Genomic DNA, 14,214 nt, shown 5'->3' with positions numbered 1-14,214 from the left:
AGAAAGACCGAGCCTTATTCACATTAAGCAGTATGAGCTTCTTGCTTAGCTGCGATCTCTATTACATTTTCTTCGTCATGCTTGGCATGCCAAACTAAATCACTGATGCCATCGGTTGGATTAAAGCCAGTAGGTGCTTTCAGCAAACCAGCTCGAATGCGTGTATGGTCAAAGTCATGACATGCCTCATCAAGCTCGTTGATAATCACATTCAGTTCGTCCCATGTGAGGCTCACTTCTTGCGCAGTCATAATGCGTTCATGACTGGTTTCTCCAACATTGTCACCAATCAGTAGCTCTTCATACAACTTTTCGCCAGGACGCAAACCTGTGAACTCGATAGCGATGTCACCATGCGGGTTAGCTTCACTCTTCACATCCAACCCAGACAGGTTGATCAGGTTCTTAGCCAAGTCAGCAATACGGACTGATTCACCCATATCGAGCACAAAGACATCACCACCTTTGCCCATAGCACCAGCCTGAATAACCAGTTGAGCGGCTTCCGGGATGGTCATAAAGAAGCGAGTAATGTCTTTATGAGTAACAGTTACCGGGCCACCTTGAAGAATTTGCTTTTTGAACAAAGGAATCACAGAGCCTGAAGAACCCAGTACATTACCAAAACGAACCATGCAGAAACGGGTACCCGTATTCTTCTTCGCTAGTGCCTGTAGTACCAGTTCTGCCATCCGCTTGGTCGTACCCATAATATTGGTTGGACGCACAGCCTTATCAGTCGAAATAAGAACAAAGGTATCAACTTTGGCTTTAATCGCAGCTTGTGCCGTATACATAGTGCCGAAAACGTTATTACGTACGCCTTCTACCACATTATACTCTACCAATGGGACATGTTTATAAGCAGCAGCGTGATAAAGCGTTTCAACCTTAAAGGCTTCCATCACCGCCTGAAGACGATTCATACGCTGAACGGAACCTAATAAAGGTACAATTTCAACATCTAAACCATTTTCCGTCGCTAAACCAGTTAGTTCTTTATCAATGGCATACAGGCCATATTCAGATAGTTCAAACAACAGCAGTTTTGCTGGGCGCTGCATTAAAATCTGACGACAGAGCTCCGAGCCGATAGAGCCACCAGCGCCTGTTACCATCACAACTTTTCCAGCTGTATCTGCACTCATCAGCTCAGGTCGCGGGTCTACCGGATCACGACCAAGCAAATCTTCGATAGGTACATCACGCAGTTCATCAATTCTTGCATCACCATTAACGATATCTTCCATGCTTGGTACCGTCAGCACTTCAACCGTTAAATTAGCCAGCTTATCCAAAATAACCTTTCGCTCTGAACGGCTTGCCCGAGGCAAAGCCAGCAGCACTTTGTCACACTTAAGGCTATGAATTAAATAATCAACCTTGTTAGATGGAAGTACTTTTAAGCCAAGAATATAGGTACCAAACAAGCTGCGGTCATTATCAACAAAGCCAACAGGTAGATAATCCTGGCTTTGACGAAGTGCAATACAAAGTTGGCGCCCAGTAGAGCCTGCACCATAAATCAGCACACGTTTTTTAGTACTTGCTCTTTTACTAAAAACAAGCGTACGCATAATTAAGCGCGAGCCACCGGCTAACAGCGCCAAAAAGGCGCCATATATAACAGGAACTGTCCGTGGTATGGTATCATCAAGATAAAATCCAGATACGGACAGAGCCACTGCAGAAATTGCCGCACCGGTACTCACAACTAACAATGCATGAAAACTGAGATATCGTAATATGGCACGATAAAGACCCAACTTTACAAATGAAGTTATGGTGACAATGGTCAATATGGCATAAGTTTGCCAAATCTCAACACTGGCCATTGATTCAAAGTTACCATAACGAACACCGAACGCGCCCCAAAAAGCAATCGCAATAAAAAGCGTGTCAATAAACATGCTTATAATGCGCTTTTTAGGCCGAGAGAAATTCAGAAAATCTTCTGAAGATATCATTTACCTACCCACCTGTTTTAATTTTTAATTTTTAATTTTTAATTTTTATGAAGAAAACTTAGTTCTAATCAACTCACCGCTTTTAAAGGGTTAATCGTTGAACTTTCATTAAGGAAATTAGCAAAATCAACTCCAAATTCACTATGACGAAGACCGTAATCAACAAAAGCCTTCATGTACCCGAGTTTATCGCCACAATCGTGGGCTTTACCAGTCATATGAAAAGCTTCAACAGTCTCTTCCACCATCAACATATCAATCGCATCAGTCAACTGTATTTCCTCACCAGCACCTGGAGGTGTAACGGCTAGTTTATCCCAAATATTTGAAGAGAGCACGTAGCGACCAACAACAGCTAAATTTGACGGTGCATCCTCAAGCGCAGGCTTTTCGATCATTGCCGTCATCACATGAGACTCACCACCAGTAAGGGCAGCACCACCACAATCTACAATTCCATACTTAGAAACATCTTGTTCCAACACTGGTTCGACCATAATTTGGCTAGCATGAGTTTTCTCAAAACGTTGAACCATAGCAGCCAAGTTTTCAGTTCGTTGGTTAGCTGTAAACTCATCCAATATCACATCAGGCAATACGACAACAAAAGGTGAATCACCAACCAATGGTTTGGCACATAAAACCGCGTGGCCAAGGCCTTTTGCATGCCCCTGGCGAACATGCATTATTGTCACATCCGGTGGACAGATAGACTGCACTTCATCAAGCAACTGCCTTTTTACACGTTTTTCGAGGGTTGCTTCAAGTTCATAAGACGTATCAAAGTGGTTCTCGATGGCATTTTTTGAAGAGTGCGTGACCAACACTATTTCCTTAATGCCTGCTGCAACACACTCGTTAACAATATATTGAATAAGTGGTTTATCAACTATAGGCAACATCTCTTTGGGGATAGCCTTTGTCGCTGGCAACATACGCGTACCTAGCCCTGCCACAGGAATGACGGCTTTTGTTATTTTTTTCATACAAGTCCTTAATCAAAACTGCCACCTTGTCGCCGTAATTTAATAGATACGACAAAGTGATTATAAATCCTCAGCAGATAGCAGATATAACTCCAATCAGCAAGACCCGCAAGTATTACAAAAAAATATAAATACTATCTGTTGTTACGTTACCAAGACAACGACATGTCCCTAAGCTGGCTCAGGCAATACACCTACAAATGCATTAGGGTGAAAAACGGGCCAATGCAAGCCAGCTACAGTTTTCTAATAAACAAACTCTTAGCAAAACATAATTACCAAAAGTTAGTCACTACCGAATAAATCACGGGTGTACACTTTTTCTGCTACATCTTCAAGTTCAATAGCCATACGGTTAGAAACAATGACATCGGACATCGCTTTAAATTGTTTAATATCAGAGATAACGATGGAGTTGAAAAACTCTTTATCGTTTAATACAGGCTCGTAGACTACGACTTCAATGCCCTTGGCCTTAAGACGTTTCATAATGCCCTGAATAGAAGACGCACGAAAATTATCAGAGCCTGACTTCATGATAAGACGATAAATACCCACACACTTGGGTCTACGCTTCAAGATTGAATCAGCAACGAAATCTTTCCGAGTTGTATTAGCATCAACAATTGCGCTAATAAGGCAGTTGGGTACATCCTGATAGTTTGCACGAAGTTGCTTGGTATCTTTAGGTAGGCAGTACCCACCATAGCCAAATGACGGGTTGTTATAGTGAGATCCGATACGCGGATCTAAACCAACACCCTCTATAATTTGACGCGCATCTAAACCATGCGATTCAGCATAAGAATCTAACTCATTAAAATATGCAACTCGCATTGCAAGATAGGTGTTAGAAAATAATTTAACAGCTTCTGCTTCAGTAGAATTAGTAAGCAGAACTTCAATATTTTTCTTAATTGCCCCTTCAATAAGTAAATCCGCGAAAACTTTAGCACGAACGCTATTTTCACCAACAATAATCCGAGACGGGTGAAGGTTGTCATATAAAGCTCTCCCTTCACGGAGAAACTCAGGTGAAAATATTACATTTTCACATCCAAGCTCTTCTTTAATCCGTTGTGTATAACCAACCGGCACTGTTGACTTGATAACCATAACCGCATCAGGATTAATGTTCATGACATCCTTGATTACAGCTTCAACTGACGAAGTATTAAAGTTATTAGTTTCTACGTCATAATCAGTAGGCGTTGCAATAACAACAAACTCAGCATTTGTATAAGCTGATTCCTTATCAAGTGTTGCAATCAAGTTTAACGATTTATTTTTAAGATAATCTTCAATTTCAGCATCAACGATAGGTGAAATACGATCGTTCAACATATTAACTTTATCTTCAATAATATCAACTGCAACCACTTCGTTATGTTGAGCTAATAGTACTGCGTTTGACAGGCCAACATAGCCTGTACCAGCAATGGCAATTTTCATAGTTTGCATTCACTTTATTGTCTAAGCCTCAAAAAAGCTGATGGCTTTGTATCAATTATTATTTTGATGCTAAAGAAAAGACAGCTTCAGCCACTTTACATGTTTTAGCTATCTCTTCATCCGTCAAAGTAGGGTGAACTAAAAACATCAAACTTGTTTCACCCAATTCAACTGCATTTTGGAGTCTTTTGGCAGGACGCCAAGGCGTATTATCAAATGCCTTTTCTAAATAAACCTCGGAACAACTACCCTGAAAACAAGGAACTCCATGATCAACAATAGCTTCAACAATCCTATCTCTAGACCAACCTTCCTTTAGCTGTTCAGGCCGGATAAATACATAGTGCTTATATGCGGCATGCTCAACATCAGCTGGTACATCTGAGGTACGAATAAGGCAACAATCCGATACTGCTTTATCAATAAGTTTCGCATTAGCCTGACGTTTCGCTGTCCACTCAGGCATCCGCTTTAGTTGAATACGGCCAATAGCTGCCTGCATCTCAGTCATACGCCAATTGGTACCAAAGCTTTCGTGTAACCACCTAAATCCCGGCGGATGCTGACGTTCATAAATCGCTTCATAGCTTTTACCGTGATCTTTGTAACTCCACATCTTAGACCAGAGTGCTTTATCATTGGTTGTCACCATGCCACCTTCTCCGCCTGTGGTCATAATCTTATCTTGACAGAATGACCAAGCACCGATATGACCGATTGTACCAACACTACGCCCCTTGTACTTAGCACCATGTGCCTGAGCACAATCTTCAATAACATAGAAACCATACTTCTCAGACAAAGCCATTATATCATCCATGTTTGCAGGCCTACCCGCTAGATGAACAACAATTACAGCCTTAGTTTTCGGAGTTAAAACCGCTTCTATCGATTCAGCAGTAATATTCTGGGTGTTTAAGTCTACATCCGCGAAAACCGGATTCGCACCAGCAGTAACGATTGAAGAAGCAGAAGCCAAAAATGTACGAGGCGTTGTAATCACATCATCATCATCACTAATACCCAATGCCTTTAAAGCAATATCAAGTGCTAGCGTACCATTACCTAATGCTATGGCGTATTCACAACCAACCCATGCAGCAAACTCTTTTTCAAATTCACGACATTCCTGTCCTGTCCAGTAATTTACTTTATTTGACATAAGTACACTACGAACAGCGTTACCTTCCTCTTCAGAAAAAGAAGGCCAAGGGGAAAACTTAGTTTTTAACATTATACTTATCCAACATATTTGCGCATTCTTCAGGTGTTTTAATCGGTTCTATAGACTTTGAAAAAATAGTTAGACCACAAGCTGTCTGTAGAATGCAATCAACGTCTTGTTTAAATGAAAATGTACTGAAATACTGCTTGTTTAAAATAACCTTCAATGGGAAAATTATTTCAGAATTAAAAGTTTCAGGATTGCTAACTTTATTTAAAATATCTTCTTCGTATCTAAAGTAAATTGTTGCTAAACCAGTAATCCCTGGACGAAGTTGTAAAACGACTCTATCATCACCCTCTAGTATGTCAGCAAAACCAGGAACATCCGGCCGAGGTCCGACAAAGCTCATTTGACCAAAAAGCACATTAATTAATTGAGGAAGTTCATCAACTTTTGTCTTTCTTAAAAAAAGACCAACTCTAGTAATTCTATTTTCATTCAATGCTGTAACTGAACTATGAGAACAATTAGAATCTTTCATTGTTTTAAGTTTGAAAACTTTAAACTTTTTACCGTACAACCCAATTCGTTCTTGAATGAAAAAACCATTAGAGCGCGTACTATAACTTGCTAAAATCCAGCCAATAATTAAAATTGGCGAAAGAACTAACAAACCTATTAGAGAAAGTGAAAAATCAAGCAATCTCTTTAATATATTTTGAGTAGCGGTCAAAACACTTCCTTAAATTCTTTTAATTGTTGCATTGATAGCGTAATTTAGAAATAGCCAAGAAGATTTAAAAAAGTTAATTTCAAGATAGTCACGATATACCTTCCAGACATCTTTTGCAGCCTTAAATTTATTTGCTGTATTAGACGTTGAAACCAAGCGATATCTTGATAAAATTTCATCTATACCATATGCAAGAACATTATTATCTTGCATAATATCAATCCATAAAGCCATATCATGACTACTTTTCAAGTTTGGCATTATAAAGTCTTTTACTTTTTCTCGATCAATAATAACAGTCAAACAACCAATTATGGTGTTCTTCATATAATCATGTGCAGAAATAGATTCAGGCACTCGAATAGTTTTATTGAGATCGTTCCCACCTTGATCAATAAGATCATAAGATGTATAAGAAAAAGCAATATCTTTCGCTTTCATAAAAGCAATTTGCTTAGCTAATTTATCAGGCATCCAGAGATCATCAGCATCTAAGAATGCGATAAACTTACCTTTCGCATGCTTTAATGCAACATTTCGAGCTTCAGCCGCACCAACATTTTCAGCTAGTCGAATCAACTTAAATCGAGCATCTGGTAAAATCGAGCTAATGAAATCCGCACTTCCATCAGGAGAGCAATCATCGACGATAAGCATTTCAAAATTATCATATGACTGTGAAGCAACACTGTCTATTGTTTCCTGTATAAATCTTTTTGATTTATAGGATGGTGTAATAATTGAAATCAAATGCTGTTTATTCATAATGTCAATACCATAATAAAATTATTCTTTATCATTAAAAATGACCATCAAATTTTAGTACACAAAAATATTATTTCGAAATAGTTCGTTCTTAATTTAAAAAATGAACTTTTAAAAGGGAAACGACCACATCATAATTAATTTGAAAAAAGTTAGAGATATAACTATATACTAAATCAATGTCACAGAAAGCTCACTCTTAAACATAGCTTATGAAACCGTAATAACATTGTAATGTTAAGGATCCACTTCGTTACGTTACACTAAATTTACACTCCTAAACGTTTATCAATCATTAATATATTCAAATATAAATGACTGAACCTTAATAATAATACTCGAGCAACCTCTATTGCTATCAACTAATTTTCACCAAAGATCTTAATATTGAACTTTCACTAAATCCATATGGATTTATCATCACTCACATACTCAATATAAGCTATATCTTTGAACATTAAATGCAATAAATTAAGAATTGTAATTTCGATACTTTTTCTATCTATATTTTTCTAACTAATAATAACTAAATTTACAATATGGAAAGCAATAGCATATTGATAGCGCTTTTTACTTAATACCTATATTAATTTACAGGCTTGAGTAGTGACTGTTACAACTTTAAAATAGTGAATAATTGCAACATAAAATTATGATGCTGAATAAAATCGCATGGAAATTGCTACAAGTGGATTTTATATTTTTAGCACCCAATATCACAACCTTTTGCTTAACTTGTTAATTATAATAGTATTCTTTGAAACCAAGTTAAAAGCATGAATGACGTGCAAATATAAAATCAAATCAGTAAATTGGCCAAAAAATGCAACCGTGTCTAAAGAATACCGAAATATAAGTAACGTGAAAAGAATAAAGTAAAACAAGTCAAAGAAAGCAAAAACCACTAGACAAAATAAAATCATTGCAATATAAAATAAAAGAATGTAGCCAAACTTCATATTGACTGATATAAATGAATTATGTGGATTTCCTTCAAAAAGCATTACAGTTGGCATATCTGAAAGTTTCACACCAAATAAAAGGGTTTTCAAATCTAACATTCCGAGAAACTCCGCGTTCATTGAGCTTCTTGGTGATTCAACCCCCTTAGAAAAGTTGGTCTCCATCAATGATAATTCTAACGAATGATAAAATACCAACACAAATAGGGATATCACAATGAATATGATAAAGCCTTTCTTTAAACTACCATGAAATAGGGCTAATAGTAACACCGCCAAAGATATTGCAATTCCACTTCTTCCAAAAAGTAAAACACAAAAAACAACAAGTGCAAAAAGCCTTATATATTTTATTTTTTGAGAATAAAGTTTACATGAAAACAAATATGCAGCCATTGAGAAAATGGCGTAAAAGCTAACAACATTTCTGCTTAAACCTGCAAATATATCATTAGCATAAATATAAAAAGGGGCGCCTGACTGAAGACTAATTATATAATGGACTGTCAAAAATAAAGTGAAAAATGACAAATTAAAATTAGAAACCTTATAAAACAAATCAGGTTTAGAATACAGATAACAGCTTAATGAAAATCCAAAAATCAATGAAGAATATTGATATATTAATACGGGCATTGTCGTTGCATTATTGCTAAATATTACAACTGGAATATACAATATAGCCGAAAAAACAGACAACATTATAATGTATTTGTTCCTACTAATTCCAAATAATAAACATGAAAAAAGTACATAAATAGCCGTAAGTAATGCAAATTTCAATTCAGCTGATTCCAACTGATTCGAAATAACAAATAGTGTTAGTAGTAGGGATATACCCAAAAACTCAACAATTAACTTTCTGTTAACAATGGCAGACAAATTTACACCCAAAAAAACAAATTCATTTAACCGGCATGATGTACCATCATTTGAAGATTCATCATAAAGCACCAATGATACCCGATATGTAGAAACTTACAAACTGAATTCCCTCTAGTGAGAAGAAGTAAGTGAACATAGTTCCTATATCAATAAAAAGTAATTAAATGTACACCGGGAGTACGTTGACAATCCCTAGCAATCATACAATAGGATGGCCACGTTGTATCAAGCATTTAATGAACTTAGTGTATTATGCTAAATACTAAGTCAGAGTAAATGATTAAATAGCCTCCCGGCATATAATTATAGGAGTTAAACAGTATAAGATATTTTATCTTTATTAAGTTCTCATTCTTATTTACGAGAAGATAAACACACTAGATTAACGCTATAGCTTCAAAACCTTCATTATTCTCTCTGATGGGTATTGACAACAGATTAGTTCAGGATCGACTGAATTATATATTGAAGAAACTTCGATAGAGCTATCATCAATTTGACCTAAATAAGAAAGTAGTAAATTAAGGTCACAAAAAACATTTACTATTCCATTTTTCTTAAATGAATAATAATCCTCAGTCCCAAACCAACCTTCGTAAGAAATGCTCTTACAACCAGCTATAGATGCATCTAGGAATACTGATGAATTCCCAGCAAAACAAAATTTATACTTGGAGAGACTCGAAATTGAAGACCCTTTTGTTTCATTTTTAAGGCCCATACTTTCCAATTTTTTTGCTAAGTGAACCCGACGGTCTGCAGGGTGCAATCTAAAGCCGACTATTTGTAAGCCTACTTTTTCAAGTATTTTCCCACACAATGAAACTATAAACTCTTCCGAGTCTAATCTATTAAAACATAATATGGTATTCAGCTTATCTTCTGGTTTAGTAAGCGAGATTTCACCTTCAAATCTTAAGCAACCTACTTTATAAACCTTAGTATATTTCTGTCGTTCATAAACGCTTTCAGAATACTCTCCATCCAAAAATGCATAGTCAAACTCTAATTTTGGGAAAGTTTTGCTGACATTAGCATGTTGAATATACACTGTTTCAATACCATTTAGTCTACATACTGAGTTGGCGACTCTAGTCCAAACTGTATGGTCATTACTAAAAAAGACATATTTAGTACGAGAGCCTTTAAAACTAAAACCATATAAACAAAAAAGACCGTATGTATGGATATATCTATCAAACCTACATCTCATCATTTTCCTTTGATAGGATGATGATGTCTTTAAGTATCTATATATATAGATAGGCAAAAAAAACAAGGATATAAAATATGAGAAAAACTCTGCGTTAGAAAAAAACTTATAGTCAGAGTATGAACCATGATAAATAAATTTCGTTTCGTCAATTTTTTTATTAAGCTTCTCTAGCGGAATAAACTGATTTTTAGAACCTGCAAAAAAAACCACTTTATTCGTATGCTTACAACAATTAAATTGCAAAAAAACTAATGACTTCAATAAATTATAAAAGTACCTTGCAAGCCCTTCAAGCAAACCGAACTTGCCTGAGTTTAGCCTTTCGACTTGCTTTATTTCTTCAGATGAAAGGTCGAAATTGTAATCAACAATATTCAACTTAAATAATGTATAAAAGAAATTCATACTTCCTCATGAATACAATAGTTACTAAGGCAATTGCTTAATAGATTCAGTTAATTTTGTTGAGAAACCGCATATTTGTTCCTCTAATTTATTAAACTTAATAAAACCATAATTACTATCATTCTTTATCAATGCAATCATCTCCTCAACTTCCACCGTAGATGCTTTGCAAGTGTTAAAGCCAAAAAATTTCAACATCACCCTATCAGCAAGGTTTAATAATTTAAATCTAGAACTTGGCAAATAGTTTGGTACTGATATCTTTTTTTCTAACGTCAATCCATAATCACACCCTCTTCCATCTTGCTCTAATAGATAGGAATAAACTCTGCGCTTTAGAGCTGAAACGTGTGCATGAACTCTATAACCTACATGTAAATCTGCATTATCATAGATCCGCAGACCTTCATATCTATTTTCGTATATTTTACTTACTTTAAGTCCTTCTCTTATAGCATAAGCTTCAATGGTAGGCTCATTACCATGTAGAGCTACTGTTATTTCCGCTGTTGGATAGAGCTCTCTCATACCTTTTACTAGACTATCAAATGAATTAAGATACATTTTTGCTCTATGGGGGTCTGATATAACGATCTTCTTAATGATTTTATTTGGCTCAAATTTCTTAGCCCCATAAGTTTCATCGAAAAACGCCACATCACCAGAAAAGTGTGTATTATTCATATTAATGCGTTCACAAAATGCTTGTGTTAAGTAACCTCGCGTTGTGAAAAATAGGCACTTTTTATCTAGCTTTTCTAGTAGTAACAACGTTTCCTTTGAGAAGTCTTCATAAGCCGATTCTTTTGACTTAGTTACATCTAAAGATGTACCAGCAGCAATTACTGCAACAGGCGTATTTAATTCTATGATTTTATCTAGATAAGGGTACTCTTTACAATGCATTGATTTTCTTATAGCTAAGCAAGCAAAAATTATTGCATCTGCATTGTTAAGTTCTTCTTTTATTTCGTCCCAATCCTGTTCCCGCCAGACAGTTGAAATACTGATTTCATCTCCTTTGACAAATTTCAGTAAATTAACTAAAGCTGTTGTAATAAGCTGATCACCAATGTTTTTTGAACCAGTTTCTGGGTATGTACTAACAATAACGTATTTTTTCACAAATCTTCCTAACTTATTAACAGTCGTATCGATATTATTTTACAGTTGAAAAGGAAAGCCATGGCATTGAATAGCTTTTACTAGCAAACCACCATGTCGTTATAAATCTAAATAACATTGAAATTACAAATGATAAAGCAACCCCTTGAAAACCATAAGAGTCAATTAAGTGTATTGATAGTAATACATTAATTAATCCAGAACTTATCGTAATAGAGGATAAAACACCTGTATTCTTTTTATAGAGTATATAATTAGTCATCATTAGATACATACCGTTGAATGCTTGTCCAACACAGAGTATTCCAACGACTTGTGCAGCAGCTAAATATTCATCCCCTGCAACAATACCTATAAAGTGTGGTGCGACATAATATCCAACAATACATAAAAAGCTCAATACACACATATATATATATGTAAACTTAACGATTTGAGCTAGTTCGTTTACCAGATTTCTTTTTAAACGCTCAAATAGCCAAGGTACAAATGCTTTATTTATTGCATCAAAACATATTGTAAATACCCCACATAATTGAACAGCCACCATATAAATACCAGCTTGTTCCATTCCTAATTTTGAATTGATAACAATTCTGTCGACTGAACTTAAAAGAAATATTCCAGACACATGAGGTATAAGATAGACGCCATAATTAATTGCTTCTTTGATGTATCTCTTATTCCACGTAAAAAATATAATTAACTTTTCACGCTTTAAAAAATACAATGAAAGTAGAGCAAATATTATTGATGAAATGGCAATTCCAGCAATCCTTCCCTCCGCTCCATAGTAAAGAGAAAACACTAAAAAAAGCGATATTAATAAATTTGTCAAACTATATGAAACCTGGAAAGCACCATATCGTTTTGCTTTTTTTCTAACTTGCCACTGCATAAGTCTCATCTGCAATAAGAATAATGCAGCAGATGATATTACCGCTAGAATTATCCAATCAAGACTAAGACCTATCCACCTTACTAAATATTCTGAAAATAATACAACAATAGACAATATTACGCATAAGCTGAATAATAAAATTTGAAAACAAGCGCCAAGATATTTTTTGTATTCAGCTTCTTGCATTTCCTTGCTATAAAACTTTCTTACAGCAGAACCATTAACACTGAACCCAACAAAAGCAGATAGCGCACTTATTGTCACCTGAAAAATAGCAACTTGGCCATACTCTGCTGGTGTTAGACTTCTTGTTAAAATAGGCAAAAGAATAAATGGAATTGCAGCATTAAGTATATTCGACACAAAATAAACTAATGTATTAGAGATAAACTCTTTATTCTCTTTTTTCATTTTATAGACATAATATATGTTTAATAATTAAGTTATTCACATGCTAGCTGATAATTTGGATAATATAATCATAATATTTACAAGAAAAAGATTCATTATGTAACATTTAAAACAGCACATAACAAAAAAATTTCATTAGATATATTACGGTAGGTTTCATTAAAAAACACTAAACATCTTGCTTCTTAATCAGATTATCTTTTAAGGCAGTACCGCGTGAAATATTACAGTTCGATTTCTTACCAAGAACATTCCAATATTCCTTGGGTGCCAATCCCAAACCTGGTCGTATACTTCGCACATTTTCCTTTGTAAACTCTTCGCCTTCTACCATATCTTTTACAATATAAAGCGAACGACGGAACTTTACATTCCCTTTTTCAGCTTCAGTACGCTCATAATTAACGTTACCTAATGACTTCCACGCCGTTTTACTATCCATGCAAAGTTGAGCAAGTTCTTTTGGCTCCAGTGAAAAGCTATCATCAGCCCCTCCTCCATTCCTATCTAATGTAACATGTTTCTCTATCAAGCACGCCCCTAATGCTACAGAAGCAACCGCTGTCGCATTATCAATGGTGTGATCGGATAACCCAGAGAGTACATTAAAGCGAGAAGCCATATCCGTGATAGTACGGAGATTATATTGTTCTGCCGGTGCCGGATACCCACTTACACAGTGAAGAACAACCAATTCTTCACAACCGTTGTCCTTTGCCGTTTTAATGGCCTCAGCAATCTCATCTTCATTTGCCATCCCTGTTGACATGATCATTGGTTTGCCAGTTTGAGCAACCCGAGCAATCAAAGGTAAGTCAACTAATTCAAATGATGCTATTTTGTAAGCAGGAGCGTCGAGTTCTTCCAATAAGTCCACGGCAGTAAAATCAAATGGAGAACTAAAGATAGTAATACCTAACTTTTTGGCTTTCTCAAATAGTGGCTTATGCCATTCCCATGGCATATGAGCTCCTTTATAAAGCTCATAAAGCGTTTGTCCATCCCATAATCCACCGTGGATCTGAAAGTCTTCACTATCACAATTTATAGTGATTGTTTCATGAGTGTAGGTCTGAAGCTTTATCGCATCAGCTCCTGCCTTTTGAGCTTCTTCCATGATTTGAAATGCTCGGTTAATATCGCCATTATGGTTAGCTGACAGTTCAGCAATAATATACGGGGGATGTTCGGGGCCTATCTTTCGGCCATCAATGGTAATAAACGACATTATTTAATTC

At 35.8% G+C, this 14,214-nt stretch carries 11 protein-coding genes; all 11 read right to left on the bottom strand.

Annotation, left to right across the window (positions count from 1 at the left end):
- Positions 1-23 precede the first annotated feature (23 nt).
- The 11 genes from MD588_RS05425 to pseI all read right to left on the bottom strand — a co-directional run bounded on the left by MD588_RS05425 (position 24) and on the right by pseI (position 14,204).
- Positions 24-1,967, bottom strand: a complete 1,944-nt coding sequence (locus MD588_RS05425) for a polysaccharide biosynthesis protein (RefSeq protein ID WP_265695923.1) — start codon at positions 1,965-1,967, stop codon at positions 24-26.
- A 68-nt stretch (positions 1,968-2,035) separates the two neighbouring features.
- On the bottom strand, positions 2,036-2,953 hold the full coding sequence (gene galU, locus MD588_RS05420; RefSeq protein ID WP_265695922.1) for a UTP--glucose-1-phosphate uridylyltransferase GalU: 918 nt from the start codon (positions 2,951-2,953) through the stop codon (positions 2,036-2,038).
- 285 nt (positions 2,954-3,238) lie between these two features.
- Positions 3,239-4,405, bottom strand: coding sequence for a nucleotide sugar dehydrogenase (locus tag MD588_RS05415; protein ID WP_265695920.1), 1,167 nt, complete (start codon positions 4,403-4,405; stop codon positions 3,239-3,241).
- Between the two features lie 58 nt (positions 4,406-4,463).
- Entirely contained in the window at positions 4,464-5,639 is a 1,176-nt protein-coding gene (locus MD588_RS05410; protein ID WP_265695918.1) for a DegT/DnrJ/EryC1/StrS family aminotransferase, read from the bottom strand.
- The gene (locus MD588_RS05405; RefSeq protein WP_265695917.1) at positions 5,626-6,306 is read right to left on the bottom strand and encodes a sugar transferase; all 681 of its coding nucleotides are present in this window, start codon (positions 6,304-6,306) and stop codon (positions 5,626-5,628) included. The genes MD588_RS05410 and MD588_RS05405 overlap by 14 nt, the downstream gene beginning before the upstream one ends.
- 9 nt (positions 6,307-6,315) lie before the next feature.
- Positions 6,316-7,071, bottom strand: a complete 756-nt coding sequence (locus MD588_RS05400; protein WP_265695916.1) for a glycosyltransferase family 2 protein — start codon at positions 7,069-7,071, stop codon at positions 6,316-6,318.
- Positions 7,072-7,787: 716 nt separating this feature from the next.
- Positions 7,788-8,987, bottom strand: coding sequence for a hypothetical protein (locus MD588_RS05395; RefSeq protein ID WP_265695915.1), 1,200 nt, complete (start codon positions 8,985-8,987; stop codon positions 7,788-7,790).
- Between the two features lie 319 nt (positions 8,988-9,306).
- A complete protein-coding gene (locus tag MD588_RS05390) occupies positions 9,307-10,539 on the bottom strand; it encodes a hypothetical protein (protein ID WP_265695914.1) in 1,233 nt (410 codons plus the stop codon).
- 24 nt (positions 10,540-10,563) lie between these two features.
- Positions 10,564-11,664: a polysaccharide pyruvyl transferase family protein gene (locus MD588_RS05385; RefSeq protein WP_265695913.1), complete on the bottom strand. Its 1,101-nt coding sequence runs from the start codon at positions 11,662-11,664 to the stop codon at positions 10,564-10,566.
- Positions 11,665-11,698: 34 nt separating this feature from the next.
- Positions 11,699-12,976 carry a lipopolysaccharide biosynthesis protein gene (locus tag MD588_RS05380; protein ID WP_265695912.1) on the bottom strand — a complete coding sequence of 426 codons (1,278 nt, stop codon included), beginning with the start codon at positions 12,974-12,976 and terminating at the stop codon, positions 11,699-11,701.
- A gap of 169 nt (positions 12,977-13,145) precedes the next feature.
- The gene (gene pseI / locus MD588_RS05375) at positions 13,146-14,204 is read right to left on the bottom strand and encodes a pseudaminic acid synthase (RefSeq protein ID WP_265695911.1); all 1,059 of its coding nucleotides are present in this window, start codon (positions 14,202-14,204) and stop codon (positions 13,146-13,148) included.
- Positions 14,205-14,214: the final 10 nt, after the last annotated feature.

Origin of the sequence: Photobacterium obscurum (genome assembly GCF_026191635.1) — a bacterium.
GTDB lineage: Bacteria > Pseudomonadota > Gammaproteobacteria > Enterobacterales > Vibrionaceae > Photobacterium > Photobacterium obscurum.
The sequence above is the reverse complement of the archived record's forward strand: the minus strand, read 5'-3'. Positions and strand labels throughout refer to the sequence as shown.

Excerpts from the sequence above, each read along its gene's own strand:
- pseI (WP_265695911.1), bottom strand. The coding sequence starts at position 14,204 with ATGTCGTTTATTACCATTGATGGCCGAAAGATAGGCCCCGAACATCCC.
- MD588_RS05390 (WP_265695914.1), bottom strand. The coding sequence starts at position 10,539 with ATGAATTTCTTTTATACATTATTTAAGTTGAATATTGTTGATTACAAT.
- MD588_RS05380 (WP_265695912.1), bottom strand. The coding sequence starts at position 12,976 with ATGAAAAAAGAGAATAAAGAGTTTATCTCTAATACATTAGTTTATTTT.
- MD588_RS05410 (WP_265695918.1), bottom strand. The coding sequence starts at position 5,639 with ATGTTAAAAACTAAGTTTTCCCCTTGGCCTTCTTTTTCTGAAGAGGAA.
- galU (WP_265695922.1), bottom strand. The coding sequence starts at position 2,953 with ATGAAAAAAATAACAAAAGCCGTCATTCCTGTGGCAGGGCTAGGTACG.
- MD588_RS05425 (WP_265695923.1), bottom strand. The coding sequence starts at position 1,967 with ATGATATCTTCAGAAGATTTTCTGAATTTCTCTCGGCCTAAAAAGCGC.
- MD588_RS05400 (WP_265695916.1), bottom strand. The coding sequence starts at position 7,071 with ATGAATAAACAGCATTTGATTTCAATTATTACACCATCCTATAAATCA.
- MD588_RS05415 (WP_265695920.1), bottom strand. The coding sequence starts at position 4,405 with ATGAAAATTGCCATTGCTGGTACAGGCTATGTTGGCCTGTCAAACGCA.